The 24520-nt window shown below is 60.9% G+C and carries 20 protein-coding genes and 1 tRNA gene; 18 read left to right on the forward strand and 3 right to left on the reverse strand.

The window, feature by feature from the left end; genetic code table 11:
• The first annotated feature begins 1095 nt into the window (after window positions 1-1095).
• The 7 genes from bioB (at window position 1096) to CMG77_RS01655 (ending at window position 7399) form a co-directional block, all read left to right on the forward strand.
• Window positions 1096-2157, forward strand: coding sequence for a biotin synthase BioB (bioB, locus tag CMG77_RS01625; RefSeq protein WP_286903501.1), 1062 nt, complete (start codon window positions 1096-1098; stop codon window positions 2155-2157).
• Window positions 2158-2160: 3 nt separating this feature from the next.
• Window positions 2161-3354, forward strand: a complete 1194-nt coding sequence (gene bioF, locus CMG77_RS01630; protein ID WP_286903502.1) for an 8-amino-7-oxononanoate synthase — start codon at window positions 2161-2163, stop codon at window positions 3352-3354.
• Window positions 3351-4964 carry a malonyl-ACP O-methyltransferase BioC gene (gene bioC, locus CMG77_RS01635; RefSeq protein WP_286876422.1) on the forward strand — a complete coding sequence of 538 codons (1614 nt, stop codon included), beginning with the start codon at window positions 3351-3353 and terminating at the stop codon, window positions 4962-4964. The genes bioF and bioC overlap by 4 nt, the downstream gene beginning before the upstream one ends.
• Before the next feature lie 27 nt (window positions 4965-4991).
• Window positions 4992-5675 (forward strand): dethiobiotin synthase, encoded by a 684-nt coding sequence (bioD, locus tag CMG77_RS01640; protein ID WP_286804822.1) that lies wholly within the window; start codon window positions 4992-4994, stop codon window positions 5673-5675.
• A gap of 148 nt (window positions 5676-5823) precedes the next feature.
• Window positions 5824-6069 (forward strand): hypothetical protein, encoded by a 246-nt coding sequence (locus CMG77_RS01645; protein WP_024461096.1) that lies wholly within the window; start codon window positions 5824-5826, stop codon window positions 6067-6069.
• Window positions 6070-6084: 15 nt separating this feature from the next.
• On the forward strand, window positions 6085-7107 hold the full coding sequence (locus tag CMG77_RS01650; protein WP_286804824.1) for a putative metalloprotease CJM1_0395 family protein: 1023 nt from the start codon (window positions 6085-6087) through the stop codon (window positions 7105-7107).
• Between the two features lie 109 nt (window positions 7108-7216).
• Entirely contained in the window at window positions 7217-7399 is a 183-nt protein-coding gene (locus CMG77_RS01655) for a DUF3094 family protein (RefSeq protein WP_286804825.1), read from the forward strand.
• 45 nt (window positions 7400-7444) lie between these two features.
• Here CMG77_RS01655 and CMG77_RS01660 read toward each other — a convergent pair whose 3' ends face one another.
• Entirely contained in the window at window positions 7445-7858 is a 414-nt protein-coding gene (locus CMG77_RS01660) for a DUF4399 domain-containing protein (protein WP_024461093.1), read from the reverse strand.
• Window positions 7859-8068: 210 nt separating this feature from the next.
• On the opposite strand from CMG77_RS01660, the gene CMG77_RS01665 reads away from it, so the two are divergent.
• The 8 genes from CMG77_RS01665 to pnp all read left to right on the forward strand — a co-directional run bounded on the left by CMG77_RS01665 (window position 8069) and on the right by pnp (window position 17435).
• Window positions 8069-8145, forward strand: a tRNA-Met gene (locus CMG77_RS01665).
• 294 nt (window positions 8146-8439) lie between these two features.
• Entirely contained in the window at window positions 8440-8901 is a 462-nt protein-coding gene (gene rimP, locus CMG77_RS01670; RefSeq protein ID WP_123638143.1) for a ribosome maturation factor RimP, read from the forward strand.
• Window positions 8902-8936: 35 nt separating this feature from the next.
• Window positions 8937-10409 (forward strand): transcription termination factor NusA, encoded by a 1473-nt coding sequence (gene nusA, locus CMG77_RS01675; RefSeq protein WP_123638142.1) that lies wholly within the window; start codon window positions 8937-8939, stop codon window positions 10407-10409.
• A gap of 65 nt (window positions 10410-10474) precedes the next feature.
• Entirely contained in the window at window positions 10475-13216 is a 2742-nt protein-coding gene (infB, locus tag CMG77_RS01680; protein ID WP_286903503.1) for a translation initiation factor IF-2, read from the forward strand.
• A 97-nt stretch (window positions 13217-13313) separates the two neighbouring features.
• Window positions 13314-13709: a 30S ribosome-binding factor RbfA gene (rbfA, locus tag CMG77_RS01685; protein ID WP_123638140.1), complete on the forward strand. Its 396-nt coding sequence runs from the start codon at window positions 13314-13316 to the stop codon at window positions 13707-13709.
• Complete coding sequence (gene truB, locus CMG77_RS01690; RefSeq protein ID WP_286903504.1) at window positions 13709-14674, forward strand: tRNA pseudouridine(55) synthase TruB; 966 nt, start codon at window positions 13709-13711, stop codon at window positions 14672-14674. Before rbfA ends, truB begins: the two co-directional genes overlap by 1 nt.
• 133 nt (window positions 14675-14807) lie before the next feature.
• The gene (rpsO, locus tag CMG77_RS01695; RefSeq protein ID WP_286903505.1) at window positions 14808-15077 is read left to right on the forward strand and encodes a 30S ribosomal protein S15; all 270 of its coding nucleotides are present in this window, start codon (window positions 14808-14810) and stop codon (window positions 15075-15077) included.
• A gap of 225 nt (window positions 15078-15302) precedes the next feature.
• A complete protein-coding gene (gene pnp, locus CMG77_RS01700) occupies window positions 15303-17435 on the forward strand; it encodes a polyribonucleotide nucleotidyltransferase (protein ID WP_286903506.1) in 2133 nt (710 codons plus the stop codon).
• Window positions 17436-17563: 128 nt separating this feature from the next.
• Here the strand turns inward: pnp and CMG77_RS01705 are convergent, their stop codons facing one another.
• Entirely contained in the window at window positions 17564-18274 is a 711-nt protein-coding gene (locus tag CMG77_RS01705) for a ChrR family anti-sigma-E factor (protein WP_286804833.1), read from the reverse strand.
• Window positions 18271-18852 (reverse strand): sigma-70 family RNA polymerase sigma factor, encoded by a 582-nt coding sequence (locus CMG77_RS01710; protein ID WP_024461084.1) that lies wholly within the window; start codon window positions 18850-18852, stop codon window positions 18271-18273. Before CMG77_RS01710 ends, CMG77_RS01705 begins: the two co-directional genes overlap by 4 nt.
• A gap of 635 nt (window positions 18853-19487) precedes the next feature.
• Here CMG77_RS01710 and CMG77_RS01715 point away from each other — a divergent pair.
• The 3 genes from CMG77_RS01715 (at window position 19488) to CMG77_RS01725 (ending at window position 24511) form a co-directional block, all read left to right on the forward strand.
• Complete coding sequence (locus tag CMG77_RS01715) at window positions 19488-21830, forward strand: DUF1631 family protein (protein ID WP_123638136.1); 2343 nt, start codon at window positions 19488-19490, stop codon at window positions 21828-21830.
• The gene (locus CMG77_RS01720; RefSeq protein ID WP_286804834.1) at window positions 21823-22173 is read left to right on the forward strand and encodes a PilZ domain-containing protein; all 351 of its coding nucleotides are present in this window, start codon (window positions 21823-21825) and stop codon (window positions 22171-22173) included. The genes CMG77_RS01715 and CMG77_RS01720 overlap by 8 nt, the downstream gene beginning before the upstream one ends.
• A 220-nt stretch (window positions 22174-22393) precedes the next feature.
• Window positions 22394-24511, forward strand: a complete 2118-nt coding sequence (locus CMG77_RS01725; RefSeq protein ID WP_502691724.1) for an alpha-glucuronidase family glycosyl hydrolase — start codon at window positions 22394-22396, stop codon at window positions 24509-24511.
• Window positions 24512-24520: the final 9 nt, after the last annotated feature.

Genomic DNA, 24520 nt, shown 5'->3' on the forward strand with positions numbered 1-24520 from the left:
CAAGCGATGTTCGCCCGCCAGGTTGTATTTATTGANCTTACGCTCAACAAACTACCATGATGTAATATGGTAATACAAATAGATCGAGGCTATCGGGTACATCGGGTNCTTTGATGGGCNTNGGGCGANTCCGGCGTCCGGGCCAGTGCCCAGACTTCCANNGANCNGGCTCCCGCCTCCCGTATAAGCCGGCTCAGTGCCCGCACGGTGCTGGTAGTGGTCACNACATCGTCAANCANGGCAACCCGCCGTCCCGCAAGGCGCTTTTCGNNGCGGGGNTTCAAGGAAAANGCATGGCGCAGGTTGTGGATGCGGGCGGTTCGGGTCAGCCCCTGTTGGGCGCGGGTCGGCNGGGGTCTTCGCNCCACCCGGCTGAGCACCGGNAGGCTCAGNGCCCGGCCCAGGTCGTGGNCCAACAGTTCCGTCTGGTTGAAACCGCGNTTTAGCCGACGGGTCCAGTGCATGGGGACCGGGANCAGCANCTCCGGCCAGGTCTCTTCACNCTCTTCCTCCCGCTCNGCCCTGAGCAGCCCGGCCANCAANCCGCTCAAGGCCNGGCCCGATGCCAGTTTGCGGCGGTACTTNAAGGCGTGGACCAGGTNGTCCAGAGGGTAGTCGTAGGTCCCCAGGACCCGGCAGCGTTCAAAGTCTGGCGGTGCCTGCAGACAGTACCCGCAGTAGCGACTATCCACGGACAGCGGCAGGGCGCAGGTCAGGCATTGATGNTCGTGGCGGGCGAGGTAGGGNAGANCGAATTCGCACCCCGGGCACAGCAGGTCGGCACCGGGTTGCGAGCACAGCAGACAGGATCGGGGCANNCGGGNCAGGGTGGCCATGAGGCCCTTGAGTCCATTCCACTTCAATCCATTCCTCTTCAATCCATTCAACATGGGGGGGTAGTCCTTTGGTTNGTGGCTTGCAGGTAGATCATGACTTCTCGGGCCGCTGACGTCCAGCCCCGAAGGCCCAGGCCGCCGGATGTGCGACCCTGTGGGCGAGGGCGCTGTAAACCCGATCNGGGCATTTTGGTTGACAGCGGCCNGTGGGCCGCTACTATAGAGGGCTTTTGGACCTCAAACACACCGGGATCGAACCATGAACGCCACCGCACAACCGCCGATTCGCCACGACTGGACCCGGGACGAGATTCTCGCCCTGTTNGACCTGCCGTTCAGCGACCTNATGTTTCAGGCACAGACNGTGCACCGCGCCCACTTCGATCCCAATCANGTGCAGGTCAGCACNCTGTGCTCGATCAAAACCGGCGCCTGCCCGGAAGATTGCAAATACTGCCCCCAGAGTGCCCGCTACGACACCGGTCTGGAGCGCGAGCGTCTGATGGCGGTAGAGAAAGTNCTGGAAGAAGCCCGGGCCGCCAAGGCCAGCGGCGCCACCCGCTTTTGCATGGGNGCCGCCTGGCGCAGCCCCAAGAACCGGGACCTTAACTACGTCACGGACATGGTCAAAGGNGTCAAGTCCCTGGGCCTGGAAACCTGNATGACGCTGGGNATGCTCGACGAAGGGCAGGCAAAAACCCTNGCCGAGGCGGGCCTGGATTACTACAACCACAACCTGGATACTTCTCCCGAGTATTACGGCGAGGTGATCACCACCCGTACCTATCAGGANCGTCTGGAAACCCTGGACAACGTTCGCAAGGCCGGNATGAAAGTCTGTTGTGGCGGTATTGTCGGNATGGGNGAAGANAAGACCGACCGCGCNGGTCTGTTGCAGCAANTGGCCACCATGCCGGACCACCCGGAGTCGGTACCCATCAACATGNTGGTGAAAGTGGCCGGCACNCCCTTNGCGGAAGAGGAAGACCTGGACCCNTTNGAGTTTATCCGCACCATTGCGGTGGCCCGGATTCTGATGCCTCAGTCGCATGTCCGTCTGTCNGCCGGGCGCGAGGAGATGAACGACCAGATGCAGGCCATGGCCTTCCTGGCCGGCGCCAACTCGATTTTCTACGGCGANAAACTGCTCACGACCGCTAACCCGGAAGCCAATAAGGACATGCAGTTGTTCAAGCGCCTGGGGATTCAGCCCGAGCAGCGCGAAGTGCATATCGACGAAGCCGAGCAGGATGAGGTCGAGCTGGCCGGGGCGCTGGAAGAGGCGCGCAACGACCAATTCTTCTACAACGCCGCCAAGTAAGCCGTGCCCCACGCCTCTCTGGATGCGGCGCTCNGGCCCGCACTGACGGCTCGTCGGGCCCAGTCTCTCTATCGCCAGCGTCGNACGCTGGCCTCCCCGCAGGGCCCCGAGGTGGTGGTCGATGGCCGCCACCTGGTNGGTTTCTGCAGCAACGACTATCTGGGCCTGGCCAACCACCCGGATGTCATCAAGGCATTCAGAGCCGGCGCCGATGATCTGGGGGTGGGCAGTGGAGCCTCTCANCTGGTNTGCGGCCACTCCCGCGAGCACCATGCCCTGGAAGAGGANCTGGCGGCGTTCTGTGGCCGCGAGCGGGCATTGCTGTTTTCCACCGGNTACATGGCCAACCTGGGCACGGTGACNGCCCTGGTGGGCAAGGGCGACGGCATTTTTGAAGACCGNCTGAACCACGCCTCACTGCTCGATGCCGGGCTGCTGAGCGGGGCCCGTTTCCAGCGCTTTTCCCACAATGACCCGGAACACCTGGAGCGCCGCCTCGCGGGCTCTGATGCCAGGCGTCGCCTGGTGGCCGTGGACGGCGTGTTCAGCATGGACGGTGACTGCGCCCCACTTGTCGATCTCGCCCGGGTCGCCAATNCGCACGNCGGCTGGCTGATGGTGGANGATGCCCACGGNTTCGGCTGCCTGGGCGAGCGCGGNGCGGGNACCCTNGANGCTCAGGGNGTGGCCGAGGCGCAGGTNCCGATTTATATGGCGACNCTNGGCAAGGCCCTGGGNACCGCCGGAGCNTTTGTGGCGGGCAGCGAGGCCCTGATCGAAACGCTGATTCAGTTTGCCCGTAGCTACATCTACACCACCGCGTTGCCACCGGCGGTCGCGGCGGCGACCCGGGCGAGCCTGCGGCTGGTGCAGGAGGAGGCCTGGCGTCGGACGGAGCTCAATGAGCGCATTGTACAGTTCCGGGACGGCGCACGCGCCCTCGGGCTTACCCTGATGGACTCCCACACGGCGGTCCAGCCGGTGCTGATTGGGGATGACCGCCGGGCACTCGCCCTGGCCTCCGCCCTGGAGCAGAAAGGCTACTGGGTGGTCGCTATTCGCCCACCCACCGTACCTAAAGGCAGTGCCCGACTGAGAGTGACCCTGAGTGCCGGCCACTCCCGGGCACAGGTGGCCGGGCTGCTGTCCGCGCTGGCGGACAGTCTCCATGAACTTGCGTCTGTGGAGGCGCCGTGACAGACCCGATGATTCCCCTGAGTGCGCCCCGGGAGCTCGACGCTCCACTGGCCGCCCATCACTTTCCCGCGCTGGTATCGACCTCGGCCGAGCCCCTGGTGCTACTTCACGGCTGGGGTTTTGACAGCCGCAGCTGGGAACCCCTACTGCCCTGGTTGCGCCAATACAGCGATGTCATTGCCCTGGACTTGCCGGGCTTTGGCGACAGTCCGGCCGGTGCGGATTTCTCGCTCGATAGCGTACTCAATGCCATTGATCAGAGCCTGCCGGCGCAGGCCACTCTGGTGGGGTGGTCTCTGGGCGGCATGCTTGCAGTGGCACTGGCCGCCCGGCGGCCGGAGCGTATAACCCGCGTGGTCACCCTCGCCAGCAATCTGCGCTTTGTGGCGGATGCGCGCTGGCCAGAGGCCATGGCGCCGGCCACCAACGAGCGATTCAAGCGCGATTTCGAGCGCGCCCCTGCCAAAGGGCTGAAACGGTTTCTGGGCCTGGTCGCCCATGGCGATCAGCGCGAGCGGGACGTACGCGCAGCGCTGGCAAACCTTCAGCCGGAGCCTGAACAGGTTCGGCCTCAATGGGGCCAGGCGCTGACGCTGTTGTCCGACCTGGATAATGCCCGTGCCTTCGAGCAACTGCGGCAGCCCGGTCTGCACCTGTATGCCGAGCACGACGCTCTGGTTCCCCTGGCCGCTGCCGGTCAGCTGCCGGCGCTCAACCAGCGCCAGCGGGTGTCCGTGGTGGCCGGGGCGGGGCACGCCATGCATTGGAGTGAGCCAGAGCGGGTGGGCGAGGCCGTGCTGCACTTTCTGAATCTGACCACCGGGCAACTGGATAAGCGCCGGGTCGCTCACTCGTTCAGCCGGGCAGCCACCAGTTACGACAGTGTCGCGCGGCTGCAGCGCGCGGTGGGAGAGACGCTACTGAATCAGTTGGGCGGGCAGGACCTTGGGGTGGTGGACACCCTGGTGGATCTGGGCTGCGGTACCGGCTATTTTGGCGAGCGGCTGGCCCACCGGCTTCCCGAGGCGCAGCTGATCGGACTGGATATTGCCGAGGGCATGCTCCGCTTTGCCCGTCAGGAGCGCGATATTCCGGCTCTGTGGCTGTGTGGTGATGCCGAGGAATTACCCCTGGCCGATGCCAGTGTGGATCTGGTCTTTTCCAGCCTGTCGGTCCAGTGGTGTGAACACCTGCCGAGCCTGTTCGGCGAGCTGCAGCGGGTGTTGAAGCCGGGCGGGCGGCTGCTGTTTTCCACCCTGGGGCCGCGCACGCTCTGGGAGTTGAAAAGCGCCTGGCAGCGGGTGGACGGCTACGTTCACGTCAACCGCTTTCCTCCCCAGCGGGCGGTTGACGACGCACTGTGCCAGGCGGGGTTCCAGGGCACCGAGTGGCTGCGCGAGGAGCGGGTGCTGCGCTACGAGGCGCTGGCCGACTTGACCCGGGAGCTCAAGGCGCTCGGGGCCCACAATGTCAACCGGGGGCAGCCGGAAGGGCTCACTGGGCGACAGAAAATTCAGGCGCTCAAGGCTGCCTACGAGCCGTTCCGGGAGGACGGACTCCTCCCCGCCAGCTACGAGGTGTATTACGCCGCTGCGCGCAAACCTTCTTAATCCGATGTTGAAAGAGAACTGCACACCATGGCAAAACACGCGTTTTTTGTCACCGGCACGGACACCGGTGTGGGTAAAACCTGTATCGCAGCCGGCCTGCTTCAGGCCGCCAACAGTCGGGGTCTGACCACGGCGGCGCTCAAGCCGGTGGCCGCGGGCTGTGAGCGGACCCCGGACGGATTGCGCAACGAGGATGCCCTGTTGTTGCAGTCGGTGGTCAATCCGCCCCTCGATTACGAGCAGGTCAACCCCGTGGCCCTCGAGCCGGCCATCGCGCCCCACATTGCCGCGCTGGAAGCCCGGCGGCCCCTGTCGACCGATCGTCTGGCAGGCTATTGCCGCGGTGTTCTGGGGCAGGCGGACTTTACCGTCGTCGAGGGCGCCGGGGGCTGGCGAGTGCCGCTCAATCCGGCTGAAACCCTGGCGGATCTGGCCCGACAGCTCAACTTGCCGGTCATTCTGGTGGTGGGGGTGCGCCTGGGTTGCCTGAATCACGCGCTGTTGACCGCCGAGGCGATTGCCCGCGATGGCTTGCCGTTGGCCGGCTGGGTAGCCAACGTGCTGGACCCGGATATGCCGCGTCTGCGGGAGAATGTGGACGCGCTTGGGCAACGCCTGCGAGCGCCGTTTCTTGGCTGGGTACCGACACTGTCTTCGCCGACCCCCTCTGCCGTTGCCGAGCACCTGAACCTGGACCCCCTGATCGGTTAGTTCGTTCGGTTCTATAAATGGCCGTTTTACTGCAAAAAACTCTGATAAATTGCCGGTCTTGATTGTTTTTTGGTCAGTTGGCGCGCTAAACTAACGAGGACAGCGTTCTCAGATCGGCCGCTCAGGCCGCAATGAAAGGGGGTATACGATGGAAATTGGTTCTGCCGTCAATCAGGCCTTGATCGGCATGCAGCGCAGCCAGTCTGAAATGACCAGCTCGGCGCAGCAGATCGTCCAGTCGGGCACCGTGCCCGCGACCGAATCGGCCTCCAGCCTGCAGATTGTGGAGCCTCTGATCAATATCGAGGCCCAGCAGCAGGTGTTTGACAGTAACGCCCGGGTGCTTGAAGCCGCCGATGAAAATGTCGGTCGGCTGATTGACACCATGGCCTGATAGCCGCCTTCGATCATGGCCTCGGTCATTCCCTCCAATTTTGCCAACGCCGTGGCGCCCTTTGTGCCCGCCGGGCGTGCCCCTGTGGGGCAGGAAACCGAGGACCTCAGAGGTTCCAGCCTCCAGCCCCTGGAGGAATCGGCCGAGACGGCCCGAAGCGAGAACTTCCGCTCCCCCGATCAGCGCCCCGGAGAAACCGATCAGCAGTGGCAGCAGCAGGAAAGCCGCGACCCGCGTATTCGCTCCAGCGCTCCAGAGACCGATCAGCCGCCTCCCTTTGAAACCAATCGCAACGACCGGGTCACGCTGTCCGCTTCCGGCCAGGCGGCCCTGGCGTCAGAGGCGAGTATCGGTCAGTCTTCCGGGGCTCAGGGCGCTGGTTTGACGGCTGAATCCGGCGCGTCGCCGGCCAGCCCCGCATCCGATGATCCTCGCAGCGCTTTCCGCGACAGTCGGGAGAAGCAGCAGGCGCTGGAAACCCAGGCCGAAATCCGCGAGCTGGCGGCCCGGGATCGTGAGGTCCGTCAGCACGAGCAGGCCCATGCGGCCCTCGGCGGTCGTTATGCCGGTGCCCCCCAGTACGACTTCGTGCACGGCCCCGATGGCGTTTCCTATGCGGTGTCGGGAGAGGTCCCCATAGATACCAGCCGGATACCGAACGACCCTCAGGCGACCATTGAAAAAGCGCAACAGATTCGGCGCGCGGCCTACGCGCCGGCCGAACCCTCCGATACCGATCGGCGGGTGGCCGCTGAAGCGGCGCAAATGGAAGCTCAGGCACGCGCCGAATTGCGCCAGATGGAGGCGCAGGAGGCCGAAGAAAGGCGTACATCGCCGGATGAGGAGGGCGAATCCAGTGCGCGGCGAGACGAGCTCAGTTCGGAACGTGAGCGCGAGGAGGCGGAGCGGGAAAACCGCCGCAGCGAGCTGGTTGAGGATGCCCGTCAGCGCAATATCGACACCTACATCCAGTTGGTCGGTCTCAGCGGCCTGACCAGTGAGGGGCGCTCCGGTAACCGCCTGGATCAGCGTATTTAAGTCCCGCCACGCCGCCGCTTTTGCCGGCCCGTTTCCCGTTCTATACTGTCTGCCTTTGGCGCCGCCGAGTCGGTGCTCCGGTTGAATGATGTCCTCGTGGAGGCAGGCAGTGCATAAACCTCAATTGACCCCGGAAGATCAGGCGCGCGTTGATGCGGTTACCCGTCGGGGTGTGAATAGTGTCGAGCGCAAGCCGTTCCGGCTCTGGACGTTACTGGGAGTGATTTTGCTGGTGCTGACGATGCTCAGCGGGGTGAGTTTTATGATTGCCCGTATTCAGGGCGTGGTCTGAGTGACGCAACCGGCGCGCCCTGGTGGGGCGCCGGTTGCGTGCACGTTACTCGCTGACCGTAATGGTGATCTTCTCGGATACCACCGGCTCGTCGTGAGGACGGTGCAGGTGGTCCCCCAGCAGGAGCTGCAGCGTGTGCTCGCCGGGCTCCAGCTCCACCGTCGTCTCGGTCTGGCCGCCGCCGAAGTGGACGTGTTGATCGTCCGCCGGAATCGGCATGTCCAGGTCGGGCAGTGTCTCCAGGTCAATCAACAGGTGATGGTGCCCGGTATTGTCCCGCTCAACGCCCGCCGGGGCCACGCCCATGCCCTTGAGGCCGAATTTCACGGTGACCGGGCTGGTGACCGTATCGCCATCGCTCGGGGAAATGATATAGGCGCTGGGACTGTCGGCCTGGGCGGAAAGCGCCGCCAGGGCAAGGGTGGCGGTGCCCAGTAAAGTGCGTAGTAGATGTGTCATCGAAAACCTCCGTGCATTGGGTCATGGGAATGAAACCTGATGGCGTCATTATAGGTGTTAAGGATACGGCTCGATACCGTGGCCGGATGCTCAAGTGTAAAGAAGCTTAATGGCGCAAGTATTTGAAATAAGTTGAAATTGGGGTTGACCCACCCTGGGTGTATGCCTATAATTCGCCACCTCGGTTAGGCAGTGCCGCCGAGTTGAAGGTGCGGGGTGGAGCAGTCTGGTAGCTCGTCGGGCTCATAACCCGAAGGTCGTTGGTTCAAATCCAGCCCCCGCTACCACTTATTTTGGAAAGTTGATGAGTGACCTTTATACGGTGTTCAGCTTTCCCAGTCGGTCCGAAAAGAAGCCGGCGCTCGAATAAGCCCCTGTCATGGGGCTTTTTTGTATTTGTAAAAAGGGGTGCACCCCCGCCACAGAGGCCTGTGGCCGCAGTTTCGAAAATGGGCCTCTGGCCCATTTTTTGTAACTGCCCTTCGTGGCAGTTGCTCTGCGGGCCCGCGTCGGACGCGTTTACATCGCTCCCGGCGTTTATTTTTCAGGGCGGCACCCCGCCACACAGGTGAACCGATTTCATGGCGTCCAAACAGGAACAGCTGCACGCGCTGATCGCGCCCGTTGTTGAAGCGCTGGAGTGTGAACTCTGGGGGTTGGAGTATCTGACCCAGGGGCGTTACTCCACGCTGCGCATCTATATTGATCGCCCGGGTGAGGAAGGCGTTAATCTGGAAGACTGCGAACGGGTCAGTCGTCAGGTGAGCAGCCTTATGGATGTGGAAGATCCCATTACCAACCGCTACACCCTCGAGGTGTCATCGCCGGGAATGGATCGGCCACTGTTTACGCCCGAACAATATGCGCACTATATCGGTGAAGTGATTTCATTGAAGACCCGGGCCCCGGTCGCGGGTCGGCGCAAGTTCAAAGGTCAATTACAGGCGGTTGAAGGGGACTCGGTAGTCTTGATAGTGGATGGTGCGGAGCACACGCTGTCGATCGGGTCGATTGAAAAAGCGAATTTGGTCCCACGCTTTTAATTAAGTGCGGTGAAGGAGTTTAACGAGGCAAGCTCATGAACAAAGAAATTTTGTTGGTCGCCGATGCGGTGTCAAATGAAAAAGGTGTGGAAAAAGAAATTATTTTCCAGGCCATCGAAACTGCGCTGGCCACGGCAACCAAAAAGCGTTTTGATGAGGACTCGAATATTGAAGTTCTGATCGATCGTGCCACCGGCGACTATGAAACCTTCCGTACCTGGGAGGTGGTCAGTGATGATGTGGTGGCCGAGCTGGGCACCCAGTTGACCACTGAAGAGGCGGCTGAAAAAGATCCCGACCTCAAGGTGGGTGATATCTGCCGCGAGAAAATCGAAAACGTCGAGTTTGGCCGGATTGCCGCCCAGACTGCCAAGCAGGTGATCGTACAGAAAGTTCGTGAAGCCGAGCGCGCCCAGATGGTGGAAGAGTATCGCGACCAGGTCGGTGAGCTGGTCAGCGGCACCGTGAAAAAAGTGACGCGCGATAGTATCATTGTGGACCTCGGCAATAATGCCGAAGGCCTGTTGCCACGGGACCAACTGGTCGGTCGGGAGATCTTCCGGGTCGGTGATCGCGTGCGCGCTCTGTTGCAGGACGTCCGCAATGAAACGCGGGGGCCGCAGCTGTTCTTGAGCCGTTCCTGCCCGGAAATGCTGATCGAACTGTTCAAGATCGAAGTGCCGGAAATTGCCGAAGAAGTCATCGAGATCAAGGGCGCCGCACGGGACCCCGGCCTGCGCGCCAAGATCGCCGTCAACACCAACGATGGTCGCATCGACCCGGTCGGTGCCTGTGTGGGCATGCGCGGTTCCCGCGTTCAGGCCGTGTCCAACGAGCTGGGCAACGAGCGGGTGGACATCGTGCTGTGGGACGACAACCCCGCGCAGTTCGTGATCAACGCCATGTCGCCGGCCGAAATTGAATCCATCGTGGTGGATGAAGACACTGGCTCCATGGACCTGGCGGTCGGGGAAGACAATCTTGCCATGGCCATTGGTCGCGGTGGTCAGAACGTCCGCCTGGCCAGTGAGCTGACTGGCTGGGACATCAACGTGATGAGCGTGGAAGAGTGGCAGTCCAAGCAGGAAGAGGAATCCGGCAGTTATATTGAGCTGTTCATGAATGCGTTGGATGTCGACGAAGATGTGGCTGGCGTTCTGGTGGAAGAGGGCTTCACCTCCCTGGAAGAAGTGGCCTATGTACCGCTGGATGAAATGCTCGCCATTGAAGGTTTTGATGAAGACATTGCCGAAGAGCTGCGTGCGCGCGCCAAAGACGCGCTGCTGACTCAGGCCCTGGCCTCGGAAGAAAGCTCAGAGCCGGCGGATGACCTGCTCAATATGGAAGGTATGGATGAGGCCCTGGCGAAAACGCTGGCGGGCCGCGGTATCGTCACAATGGAAGACCTGGCTGAACAGGCTATTGATGACCTGCTGGACATCGACGGCATGGATGAAGAGCGCGCAGCGGCGCTGATCATGAAGGCGCGCGAGCCCTGGTTTGCCTGATTCCTGAACGGTTAAATTGATTCAGGTCGAGCACCGCGGGCAACGAACAACACTGAGGATACACAATGGCAGAAGTAACAGTTAGCGAACTCGCCAAATCTGTGGGCGCACCGGTCGAGCGTCTGCTGAAGCAGATGCAAGAGGCCGGCTTGAGCCAGAAAACCGAAGACGCACTGGTGTCTGACGAGGAAAAGCAAACGTTGCTGACCTACCTCAAGACCAGCCATGGGGAGTCTTCGGACGGGCCCAAGAAGATTACGCTCAAGCGCAAAACCACCACTACCCTGAAAACCGGTAGTGGCGCGGCGCGCAAGACGGTAAACGTGGAAGTGCGCAAGAAACGCACCTACGTCAAGCGCGATCCTCAAGAAGTGCAGGCCGAGGAAGAGGCGTTGGAGGCCGAGAAGATAGCGGCGGAAAATGCGGCGGCCGAAGAAGCTCGCGCACGCAAGTTGGCNGAAGAGAAAGCNGCGGCCGAAGCGAAAGCCGCGGAAGAGGCGGAAGCCAAAGCNCGTGCCGAACAGGCCGAGAGCAGCGCGNAAGCGCCTGCAGACGAGGCCAAGACCGAAGAGGCCAAGACCGAAGAGGCTAAGTCNGAAGAGACCCCGGCGGAGCCGACGCGTCCGTCCTTTGTNGACGACGCGGAAGAAATCCGTATTCGCGCTCAGGAGCGTCGCAAAGCGGAAGAAGCCAAGCGCGAAGCCGAGCTGAAAGCGCTTGAAGAAGTGCGTCGTGCCCAGGAAGAAGCTCGTGCNGAGCGGGCTGCGGCAGCACCGGTGGCGCCGCCGGCCGAAAAGGAAGACACCAAACACGGCAAGAAAGAAAAGCGTCACAGTAAGCCGTTTGATGAGGAAGAAGGTAACAAGCATCGCAAGCGCGCCGGCGGCAAGGGCAAGCGTTCCATGGGCCCGAAGAAGAACTCCAAGGCCGATATTTATGCGATGGTGGAAGATGAAACGGAATCCGAAGAGGTTCTGGCTCGTCGCCGCAGTGTGCGCGCGGCCCACAAAGCCTCTAACAAACACGCATTCAAAAAACCGACAGGTAAGATTATTCGCGACGTAGAAATTCCCGAGACCATCACNGTGGGCGANCTGGCCCAGCGGATGAGCGTCAAGTCGGGCGAAGTGATCAAGCAATTGATGAAAATGGGCGTTATGGCCACCATCAACCAGCCGCTGGAGCAGGANACCGCCCAGTTGCTGGTCGAAGAGTACGGCCACAACGCNGTGCTCAAGAGCGAAGACGAAATCGAGCACAAGCTCGAGGAAGAGCTGGAAGTGAAGGTGCAGGGCGAAGGTAAGCCGCGCGCCCCGGTGGTGACCGTGATGGGTCACGTCGACCACGGCAAGACCTCGCTCCTGGACTACATTCGTAAAACCAAGGTGGCCTCCGGCGAAGCCGGTGGTATCACCCAGCACATTGGTGCCTACCGGGTGAAAACCAGCCAGGGCGAAGTCGCCTTCCTGGATACCCCCGGCCACGCCGCGTTTACCGCCATGCGTGCCCGCGGTGCNCAGTGTACTGACGTGGTGATTCTGGTGGTGGCCGCCGACGATGGCGTGATGCCCCAGACCGAAGAGGCGATTCAGCACTCCAAGGCCGCCGGTGTACCCATCGTGGTTGCCATCAACAAGTGCGANAAGGAAAACGCCGACCCNGAGCGGGTGAAGAACGAGCTGGCCGCNAAGGAAGTGATTCCGGAAGAGTGGGGCGGTGATACCCAGTTCATNGAAGTCTCGGCCCACACCGGCGCCGGTATCGATGAGCTGCTGGAAGCCGTGTCTCTGCAAGCCGAAATTCTGGAGCTCAAAGCGGTAGAAGATGCGCCGGCTCAGGGCGTGGTGGTTGAATCGCGCGTTGAGAAGGGCCGCGGTGTCGTGGCGACTCTGCTGGTACAGCAGGGCACCCTGAACCACGGCGATCTGGTGCTGGCTGGACAGAGCTATGGCCGCGTGCGCGCCATGACCAACGAGCTGGGCCAGCAGGTCAAGTCCGTCGGGCCGTCCTCGCCGGTTGAGATTCTGGGCCTCGATAATGCCCCTAGTGCCGGTGATGACTTCGCCGTGCTGGAAGACGAGCGTAAGGCTCGTGAAGTTGCCGAGTTCCGCGCTGACAAAGAACGTAAGGAAAAGCTGCAGCGTCAGCAGGCGGCCAAGCTGGAAAACATGTTTGCCAATATGGAAAGCGACCAGAAGAAAATTCTGCCGGTCGTGGTCAAGGCGGACGTGCGCGGCTCGCTGGAAGCCATCCAGTCCTCGCTCATGGAAATCGGCAACGAGGAAGTGCAGGTCAACATCGTATCCTCCGGTGTCGGCGGCATTACCGAAAACGATGTCAACCTGGCGTTGACCTCCGGTGCCATTGTCTTTGGTTTCAACGTCCGGGCGCCGGCCGGTACCCGTCGTCTGGCTGAGAACGAAGGCGTCGAGATTCGCTACTACAGCATCATCTATCAGCTGCTGGATGACGTGAAGAGCGCCCTGAGCGGTATGCTCGAGCCGGAGCGTGTCGAAACCATCGTCGGTATTGCCGATGTGCGCGAAGTGTTCAGCTCGCCCAAGTTCGGCCAAGTCGCCGGCTGTATGGTGACCGAAGGCACCGTGTACCGGAACAAGCCGATTCGCGTTCTGCGCGATAACGTGGTGATCTTCGAAGGGGAGCTTGAATCCCTGCGTCGTTACAAAGACGATGTCAACGAAGTGCGTAACGGCATGGAGTGCGGTATTGGCGTGAAGAACTACGACGTGAAGGTCGGTGATCAGATCGAAGTGTTCGAAGTGAAGGAAGTTGCCCGTCAACTGTAATTCACCCACCGCTCGATAGCGCATGCCCCGGTGATGAGAGTCGCCGGGGCATTCCTGTCTTATAGCGCAACACGATCAGATATGAGGTGAGCTGGCAATGCCCAGAGAATTTACCCGCTCGGACCGGGTGTCCGATGCGATCCAGCGGCTCCTGGCACAGTTGATTCCCCAGGAAATCCGCGACCCACGCATCGGGATGGTAAACATCAACGATGTCACCGTGACCCGTGATATGGCCTTCGCCAAGGTGTACGTCACCTTCGTGGGCAATGACAGCGACGAGCAGGGCGTGGAAGGCGCCAAGCGTCTGAACGGTGCCGCGGGCTTCCTGCGCACCCTGCTGGCCAAAGAAATGAACATGCGCACGGTTCCGCGCCTGCAGTTTCTGTACGACAAGACGGCCATTCGTGGTCAGGAGCTGTCCAACCTGATCGATCGGGCCGTGGCGGATGACAAGGCCCGTCACCACGATGAGTCCGACGGGGAGGCCTGATGGCGCGTCGTCGCAAAGGTCGTCCGATTGACGGCGTACTGCTGCTGAACAAAACTGCCGGGATGTCCTCCAACCATGCATTGCAGCGGGCCAAACGGCTGTTTTTCGCCGCCAAGGCGGGGCATACCGGCAGTCTTGATCCCCTGGCCACCGGGCTGTTACCGCTGTGCTTTGGTGAGGCCACCAAATTTTCCCAGTTTCTGCTGGATGCGGAGAAGGGTTACCAGAGCACGTTTCGCCTGGGTGTGGTCACCAGCACCGGTGATGCCGAGGGTGAGGTGCTGCACGAGGCCGACGCCTCGGGCGTGACCCGCGAACAGGTAGAGCGGGCGCTGGAGCAGTTTGTGGGGGATATTGAGCAGGTTCCGCCCATGTTCTCGGCGCTCAAACTCAACGGCCAGCCGCTGTACAAACTGGCCCGGGAAGGTAAAGAGGTCGAGCGCAAGCCCCGGCCGGTGACCATCCACCGGATCGATCTGCTGGACTTTCGGCCGGGCCCCCAGGCGGAGATTGACGTCGAAGTCCTCTGCACCAAGGGCACTTATATTCGTACCCTCGCGGAAGATGTGGGCCAGGCTCTGGATTGCGGCGCCCGGGTTGAGCGGCTGCACCGCACCCTTAGCGGGCCCTTCGATGTGGCCAACGCCGTCAGCCTGGAAGCGCTGGAGGCGGAGCGGGGCGAGGGGATGGCGGAGTTGCTGGACCACCACCTGCTGCCCGCGGACACCCCGGTCGCGGCCCTGCCGGCGCTGGTACTGCCCGCCGACAGTGCCTACTACTTCCGCCAGGGCAACCCGGTGATGGACCCCCAGGTCTACCGTCTGGGCGATGAAGGTGATATGGTGCGGGTCTTCGGTGAAAGCACCGCAAGCTCGGAAGANCCCCGATTTCTGGGCCTTGGCGAGCTGGACGACGAGGGTCGGGTGGCGCCCAAGCGGCTGGTGGCCGCCAGCGTGCCCCAGTGACTCTCGGCGAATGACAGCGTTCGCTGGCGCAAGCCGGCAACCCCGGAGCCTCGGCTTCGGGTACACAACCCACCTGTAAATATGCGCGGGTGCGGCTGTTTCTTTTTACGGCATATTACAAGAGGAAATGATTATGGCACTGAGTGCTGCAGAAAAAGCTGAAGTGGTTAAAGAGTACCAGCAGGCTGAAGGTGATACCGGTTCTCCGGAAGTTCAGGTAGCGTTGTTGACCATCAANATCAACAAGCTGCAGGAGCACTTCGCNGATCACAAACAGGATCACCACTCGCGCCGCGGTCTTATCCGCATGGTTAACCAGCGTCGTAAGCTGCTGGACTACCTGAAGGGTAAGAGCACCAAGCGTTATGCTGACCTGATTCAGAAACTGGGTCTGCGTCGGTAAGAGTTCTGTGCCCGCTTTGCGGGCACATTTTTTTCCGCTCTTCGGCCCCGGTGGGCCGGAGGGCTGTAAAACCGGCTCCGGCGAATACTGTATCCCCCGCGAGCCACCAGTCGCTTGCACGACAACTCGAATTGTTTCCAGGCTATGTTGAAGTATTTGCTTTGAATTATTCCGAGTCGTGACCGCACACAATTGAACGAAAGTGAAGAAGAGAAGGATAGAAGAGTGAATCCGATCATCAAGAAATTTCAGTACGGCGGCGAAACCGTCACCCTGGAGACCGGGCGTGTTGCCCGCCAGGCAACCGGCGCCGTCATGGTCACCATGGGTGACACCTCGGTTCTGTGTACCGTGGTAGGNGCCAAAGAGGCCAAGCCNGACCAACCGTTTTTCCCCCTGTCCGTNCACTATCAGGAACGCGCCTACGCGGCCGGTAAAATNCCCGGCGGTTTCTTCAAGCGCGAGGGTCGTCCCTCCGAGAAAGAAACCCTGACCTCCCGCCTGATCGATCGCCCGATCCGTCCGCTGTTCCCNAAAGGTTTCATGAACGAAGTGCAGGTCGTGTGCACCGTCATGTCTACCTGTAAGGAAGTGGATCCGGATATCCCGGCNATGATCGGCACCTCCGCCTGTCTGGCCGTGTCNGGCATTCCGTTCGACGGCCCGATNGGCGCCGCTCGTGTGGGCTACACCCAGGACAATGGCTACCTGCTCAACCCCAACTACGCTGCNCTGAAAGGCTCNGAGCTGGACATGGTGGTTGCCGGNACCAAAGANGCGGTTCTGATGGTCGAATCCGAAGCCAAAGAGCTGCCGGAAGACATCATGNTGGGNGCGGTTCTGTACGCNCACCAGGAAATGCAGGTGGTNATTCAGGCCTGTGAAGAGCTGGCCCGTGACGGTGGCAAGCCCCGTTGGGACTGGACTCCGGTCNAGCAGAATGCCGANCTCAAGGCNAAAGTCGAAGCCGGTTTCAAAGACGGTATCGGCGAAGCCTACCGCATTACCGACAAGGCCGAGCGCTATGCCAAGCTGTCCGAGCTGCGCTCNCAGGCGGTAGAACAACTGGCCACCGAGGAGTCNGGTGTCAGCGCCAGCGAAATCGAAGGNCTGTTCGCCAGCGTGGAAAAGCAGCTGGTGCGCTCGCGCATCATNGCCGGTGAGCCCCGNATCGACGGNCGCGACAGCGCCACNGTTCGCCCGATNGAAGTGGAAGTGGGTGTCCTGCCCAAGGCCCACGGCTCNGCNNTGTTNACCCGTGGTGAGACCCAGGCNNTNGTNGTGGCCACCCTNGGTAACGCCCGCGACTCCCAGATCATCGATGCTCTGGAAGGNGAGCGCAAAGACCCCTTCATGCTGCACTACAACTTCCCNCCCTACTCNGTAGGCGAGTGTGGTCGTATGGGCGGTACCGGTCGTCGTGAGATCGGTCACGGCCGTCTGGCCCGTCGCGGTGTGGGCGCGGTTCTGCCCAAAGAAGACGAATTTCCCTACACCCTGCGTGTGGTCAGTGAAATCACCGAGTCCAACGGTTCCAGCTCCATGGCCTCCGTCTGTGGCGCCAGCCTGGCGCTGATGGACGCCGGTGTACCGCTGAAGGCGCCGGTGGCCGGTATCGCCATGGGTCTGGTGANAGACGACGACGGTTTCGCCGTTCTGACCGATATCCTGGGTGATGAAGACCACCTGGGTGACATGGACTTTAAAGTGGCCGGTACCACCAGTGGTATCACCGCGCTGCAGATGGATATCAAAATCCAGGGCATTACCGAGCAGATCATGGAGATCGCTCTGGAGCAGGCCCTGAGCGCCCGTCTGCACATTCTGGGTGAAATGAACAAGGTGCTGGGCAAGTCCCGCGAAACCGTGAGCGACAATGCGCCGCGCTTTGAAACCCTGAAAGTGCATCCGGACAAGATCCGCGACATCATCGGTAAAGGCGGGGCGACCATTCGNTCCATCACCGAAGAGACCGGTGCGTCCATCGACATCGACGATGACGGTACCGTCAAAGTGTACGCCGACGATGGCGACGCGCTGAAGGCGGCNGTGGCCAAGATCGAAGAAATTACCGCCGAGGCGGAAATTGGCGCGATCTACGAAGGCAAAGTGGTCCGTATTGTCGACTTCGGTGCGTTCGTCAACTTCCTGCCGGGTAAAGACGGTCTGGTACACATCTCCCAGATCGCCGATGAGCGCGTGAATGCGGTCAGCGATTACCTGAAAGAAGGNCAGATGGTGAAGGTCAAGTGTCTGGACGTCGACCAGCGCGGCCGCATCAAGCTGTCCATCAAGGAAGCCAACGCCGACGCGCAAGCGGACGCTCCGGCCTCCAGCGAGGAAACCACCGAGGAGTAACCCTCCCGGTGAGTTACCCATAAAAAAACCCGCCAATCGGCGGGTTTTTTTATGGACGGCGATGCTTAAAAGGTCGTGTAGGGGCCGAGCGCAGCGGTAAAACGCCGCATCCGCCGTCACCAATACACCTACGCCTTCCAAGCCAACAAAGGATTCAACCACCGCATCAACGGCCCGGTAAACCGCATCGGCGCATCCAACACCGTCAAACAGATGCAATCCTCATTCTGCAGTGCCGTCGGGCTGTGGTGGTGGCTCGGGTCCCGGGCGATGTAGTCCCCGGCGTGATACACGCCGAGCTCATCGGAAAACCCGCCTTTCAGGACCACAGTCAACTCGTTGCCCCGGTGCGTGTGCACGGGCACCTTGGCGCCGGCTTTGATGCGCTGCAGGGTGATCCGGGCGCTGCCCATATCCACCACATTGGTCAGATCGTACTTGGCGATCTCGCGGGTCTGCTGCTGCCAGTCAAGCTCATCCAACGAGGACGGCAGGTAGCGTTCCAGGGGGTTATGGTAGCGCTTGGAGACTGACGCGCCGGTTGGCGCTTCCGCGCGCGGCTCTTCAGAACCGATGCGTGCCATCAACTGCTCGAAGCCCTTGTCCAGAGACTCGTTCTGCACATCGCTGCGCTCCGGAATCTGGTCATCATTGGCCCCCACACTGGCTGGGCGGGTTTCCGACAACAATACGCCGCCGAGCGCGTTCAGCTTGCGCAGTTGGCTCTGGCATTGCAGACAATACCCAAGGTGTACGGACACCGCGAGTGCCTGTGCTAGCCCCAGGCTGCCGGCGGAGTACTCCAGCAGGGTCAGGTCGTCGGGATGATGTGCACTCATAGTTCTGTCGCCTCTAACATCACTCTTAACTTCTTCATGGAAAGCCGCAGACGGCCTTTCAGTGTTCCCAGGGGGACGTTCAACTCTTCCGCCACCTCTTGGTGGGTCTTACCTTCATAATAGACTTTGCGCACCGCAATCATCTGATCTTCCGGCAGCTCAAGGATGGATTCCTTCATCTTCTTCTCTGTCGAGCCCGCCTCGATGGACCGGATAGTGGTGTCCTCCGTGGGGATCTGCCACAACTCTTCCGTATCCACCGTCATTTCAGCCTTGGTACGGCCCTTCTTACGGAGCAGATCAATGCGCTGATTCCGGGTAATGGTGAAAATCCAGGTCGAGGCGGATGCCAGAGAGTCGCGGTACTTGTCGGCATTTCGCCACACGCTGGTCATGACTTCCTGAACGAGCTCCTCGGCCTGCTGGTTCATCCCCTGATTGATGGCATAGGCCTTGATTCTGGGCGCGAAGTGGTCATACACCTTGCGAAACGCGGCGGTGTCGCCATGGTGGGCGACCCGACCCAGCAGTTCCCCCCAATCGGGGCCCTCCCCGTTACCGGGGCCTGTTTTACTCATTGATTGTGCCTTAGTCCGCAACATACAGCGCCTCGCTCGTCCTCTATTCTTTTCGGATTCGGCCGGGGCTCCGCCAGTGGGGGGCAGAACAACGGAATAAACCCATATACGGAGGTGCGCGGAGTCCGGATCATTGCCTGGAACACAAAATCCCCGAACCGGTGATCCGGGGGGCGAAATCGCCCGTATTTGAAGACACAAGCGCTATCACAGAGTATAGGAGATCGGAATGCACCCTGTCTCGCTTCTCCGGGTAATCCCGGCACTCTGAGCGTCCCGCCTCCAGAGTCTGACGGGTTACCCCCGTTAATCTGCGAGCTAGCCCTTTCGCCCGGTCTTGACCGGGCTTTTTTTCCTCCCTTCGCCCTCCGGCTCATCCCGCGCGCGCCACCTTGCGGCCAACGGCCTGAAAAATGTGACAAATGTCGCACGCTGTGGCACATTGGCAAGTCCCTACCTATGCTTATGGGAAGCCTCTTTCGTGGGGCTTGGGCAAGTCCCAGAACCGACTTGCGCCGCAAGCGGTAGCGTCCTGATGCCAGGGCGATCCAGGGTAGGTACGACACGGGATCTCGGATGATCTGCCGATGAGGACAATAACAGTGACGATCACGGAAACGACCACTGGAGAAAACATGACTGACCCCCGACACAGCGGAGCCGGAGCATCGGCGCCGGATAGCCTGAACGACCCCCAGGTGGTGCAGCACCTCAAGCACGCCCGCAGCCTGATGATGGATTATGCCCAGCGGGTGCTGCCCGTATTCTGGCGCGAGTGGTGCGCTCGGCTGGAGGACTATGCCGAACGGGCGCGCTCCAACAAGGAGCAGATGGCCCTGTACGAATACAAGCGGATGATCGAGGCCTCCCAGCACGAGCTGGAAGAGGATATTGGCCAACGCCTCAGCAATGGGTTCGTCAAATTCAAAAACCGGATGCTCAATACCCTCACCGGTGAGGAGCGCTTCAGCGGCGACATGCTCGCTCTGGTGGAGCATTCGGATCTCGAGGAGACCATCGCGATCACCTCCATTACCCATCGGGCCGACAGCTTTTTTGCCGGTCAGCTCTGGGCGCTGCAGCAGCGTCTGGCCTTGTTGAATGGCGGGGAAAAAATCGACGAGCGCAGCAACCCGGTCAGCCCGGTGCAGTTCTGCGAGGCGCTGCGCAAAGCCCTGCTCAATATCACGCTCGATAACAAAACCAAAATCATTGGCTACAAAACCTTTGATAAAGAGGTCATTGGCGCCCTGGATGAGCTCTATGAGGAGCTCAATAAGTACTTTATCGAGGAAAACCTGCTTCCCAACCTGCGCTATACCGCTCTGGTGGATGACTCGCCCCAGGGCGCCGAGCCCAGTGAACAGCCCGACGCCGGGGAAGAGGTGCCCATGAAGGACGGCGTGCCCCAGCGGCGCGCCTCGGACCGTCTTCTCAGTGGTACCGCCACTCCCGCCGACACCCAGTACCAGGCGGGGCTCTACAACGCCATCCGGCTGTTGCAGAACCATATCGCCCACCAGGTGGCCCCGACCGGAGGAGCACCCGGCGGGTCAGGTCCCGCCGGCGAGCCCGCCGTGGGCGCCACCCCCTACCCGAGCGGAGGGGGCAAGCCCTACAGCAGCCAACAACTGGTGGGGGTTCTGCAGAGTCTGCAGGCCGAAGCACTCAGCCAGACCCAGGCGGCCGCGTCCCAGAACGAGGCCGGGCTGGTCACCACGCCGCAATCGATTCAGACGGTCAGCCAGCAGATGCTGGCCCAGGTGGCGGCCGAGAGCGATGAGCCCGGAACCGTCGACCCCAGCGATCTGGACACCATCGACCTGGTGGGCCTGCTGTTCGAGTACATGCTCTCGGATGACAACCTGCCGGATTCGGTTAAGGCGCTGCTCAGCTACCTGCACACCCCGTTTCTCAAAATGGCCTTTATCGATAAGGACTTTTTTGAGCAGACCGATCATCCGGCGCGGGTACTGCTCAACAGCCTCGCCGAGGCGGGGGCCCGCTGGGTCAGCAACGATGGCACCAGCCAGTACGACATGTACAACAAGATCAAAACCACGGTGTTCCGGTTGTTGGCTGAGTTCAAGAACGACGTTCGTCTGTTTGCTGAGGTGCTGCTCGAATTCAATGCCTATACCCATAACCTGGCGCGCCGTCAGGAACTGATGGAGCGCCGCGCGCTGGAGAAAGTCCAGGGCGAGGAAAAGCTGCGCGAAGCCAAACAGCGGGTCAACGACGAAGTGCGCAAGCGCACCGACAATCGTGAACTGCCCTCGGCGGTGCTGCTGTTGCTGCTGCAGCCCTGGTCCGATTACCTGTCGTTTGTGATTCTTCGCTACGGCGAAAATGCCGATAGCTGGCGGCAGTGCCTGAAGGTGATGGACGAGCTGCTCTGGACCCTGGAGCCCAAGACCCTGGAGGCGGATAAAACCCGCCAACTGGATATTCAGGATCAGGTTATCCGGGCGCTGCAGTCCGGCTTTGACACCATCGGCTACGATCAGGGCAAGGGCAAGAAACTGCTCGAAGCGGTCGCCTCGCTGCAGAAAATGGCGCTGCAGAGTCGTCGTCCCGAGCCCGCCCCGGCACCCATGCGCTCCAAGCTGGAGAGTATCGCCGCCGAAAAGGCCGGACATAGTCGGGTGGCGAACGAACCGGTGACCGAAGAAGAGCAGAAGATTGTCGACAATCTTAAAATGATCGAATTTGGTACCTGGTTCGAGTATGAGGGTGGCCGACGCCTGAAAGTCGCCTGGTACAATAAGCGCACCCTGCACTACATGCTGGTGGATCAGCAGGGGCGCAAAGTGGCGATGAACTCCGGGTTGCAGTTGGCCCGCGATATGATCGCCGGTCGGGCCCGGATTATTGCCGGAAGCACCAAGCCCTTCTTTGAGCGTGCCCTGGAAAACATCTACCAGCAGCTTAATGCCAAAGTCGGTGGTCACTCCCAGGAGGAAGCACAGAATGATTGATCATCAGCGGCAATGGGCGCGCTATGCAATTGATGAAGCGGTGGATGTCTATGACAACCTGCGGGACCTGTATCTCGGGCGCCTGGTCAACATCAACGCCCACGGTCTGATGATCATGGGGGATCAGCCTCTGGATGAGGACAAGCTGTACAAACTGGATCTGCACCTGCCGGAAACCCTCAATGGTCGCAACAGCATCCACCTGGGAGTGGACTGCCTCTGGACCCGCAACGCCGATCATAACGGCAAACACTGGTCGGGCTTCAATATTATCGACGCCTCCCCGCAGGCGCTTGAAGACATCGAGACTCTGATCCAGCACCTGGGTCAGCCGTTGGCGTAACCGTTCCGGTTGCGCCGAGCGGCGTGGGCTGCATCGGCTTCTTGTATACTAGTAGACTTCCATAAAAGTAAAAATGACTATATCATGCGGTCTGGTACCCAATAACCCAAGAAACCCGCAAAGAGAGTAGGTCTTATCTATGAAAAAGCTCCTGGCGATCGGTCTGGCCCTGGCCTGCACCCTGAGTGCCCTGGCTACCCACGCTGAAGACGGTTACGACATGTGGCTGCGTTACCAGCCCCTGAGCGATAGTTCCCTGGTCAAGGACTACCGCAAACAACTGGGAACCCTGGTGGCTCCCGACGGCCCGGCCGTCATCGAGTCGGCCGCGCAGGAGCTGCAACGGGGCATTTCGGGCCTGCTGGACAGGCCGCTGGAGCGCAGCGACTCGCTGGCCCGGCGCGGCTCGCTGGTCATAGGTACCCCCGAAACCTCCGAGCTGATTGCCAGCCTGGGCTGGGAAGACCGCTTGGCGCAACAGGGGCCGGAGGGGTTCCTGCTGGAAACCACCCGGATTGGACGTCGCGATGTGACCGTGATCGCCTCTGAGGGTGACCGCGGTGTGCTCTACGGGGCTTTTCATCTGCTTCGCTTGCTGCAGACCCAACAGGCCATTGAGGAGCTTGCCATCGCCGAGGCGCCCAAGGTCCAGCACCGCGTGGTAAACCACTGGGACAATCTCAACCGACTGGTGGAGCGCGGCTATGCCGGCCTGTCACTCTGGGAGTGGGGCACCCTGCCCGAGTACAATGAAAACCCGCGCTACCGGGATTATGCGCGGATCAACGCCTCGCTGGGGATCAACGGCACCGCCATCAATAACGTCAACGCCGACCCGCGTATTCTCACGGATCAGTTCCTGGAGAAAGTGGCCGCGCTCAACGAGGTGTTTCGCCAGTACGGGATCAAAACCTACCTGTCCATCAATTATGACTCGCCCCGGGCCTTCGGTGATCTGGATACCGCCGATCCGCTCGACCCGCGAGTACAGCAGTGGTGGAAGGACAAGGCCAAGCAGATCTACAAGCACATTCCGGATCTGGGGGGCTTTCTGGTAAAAGCTGACTCCGAGGGGCAGCCCGGCCCCCAGGGGTATGGACGCAACCATGCCGACGGGGCCAACATCCTGGCCGATGCCGTCGCACCCTACGGCGGGGTGATTTTCTGGCGCGCTTTCGTTTACTCGCCGGAGCAGGGCGACCGCTTCCGTGAGGCCTATGACGAGTTCAAACCGCTTGATGGAAAGTTTCGGGACAATGTAATCGTTCAGATCAAAAACGGGCCCATCGACTTCCAGCCGCGCGAACCTTTCTCACCCCTGTTTGGCGCGCTGGAAGACACCAATATCATGATGGAACTGCAGGTCACCCAGGAGTACTTTGGATTCTCCAATCACTTGGCCTACCAGGGCCCGCTGTTTGAAGAAGTGCTGGATGCCGACACCCACGCGAAAGGCGAGGGCAGCACCGTCGGCAAAATTCTCGGAGGTGAGGTCTTTGAATACGAACAGACCGGTATGGCGGCGGTGATCAACCCCGGGACCGATCGCAACTGGACCGGTCACCCCTTCGTTCAGTCCAGTTGGTATGCCTTTGGTCGCATGGCCTGGGACTATGAGCTCAGCTCCGAGGCGATCGCCGAAGAGTGGATGCGCATGACCTTCACCAACGACCGCCGCTTTCTCGACCCCATTGGTGAAGTGATGGCGTACTCCCGCGAGGCGGGGGTCAACTACCGCAATCCGCTGGGTCTGACTCACCTCTTTGCCCAGGGCCACCACTATGGTCCGGCGCCCTGGTATGACGAAGCCGAGCGGATGGACTGGACCGCCTGGTACTACCATCGGGCGGACGAAGACGGCATCGGTTTCGATCGTACCGAATCCGGCTCCAACGCCATCGAGCAGTACCATGGACCGGTGCGGGAGCATTTCGGCAATCTGGATCAGATCGACGAAGATTACCTGCTGTGGTTNCACCATGTGGGCTGGGNCTACAAAATGAACTCCGGCCGTACNCTCTGGGANGANCTGGTNCTNAAATACGACGAGGGCGTGCANCAGGTGCGGGANATGCAGGCCGAATGGGNGAAAGTGCAGGGGCTGATCGACCGGGAGCGCTACGAGCATGTCAAAGCGCTACTGGANGTNCAGCTNCGCGANGCCATNCGCTGGCGCGACTCCTGCGTGAGTTACTTCCAGAGCNTCAGTGGNCTGCCCCTGCCGGAAGGGTCGCCGGAGCCGGAGCACGANCTGGAGCANTANAANAAGCTGGAGCACACCTTCTACGTGCCCGANCCCTGGCACCCGAAGGGCAACGACCGGCGGGTCGACTATTGATTGAGNGGT

The organism is Marinimicrobium sp. (genome assembly GCF_002695945.1).
GTDB lineage: Bacteria > Pseudomonadota > Gammaproteobacteria > Pseudomonadales > Cellvibrionaceae > Marinimicrobium > Marinimicrobium koreense.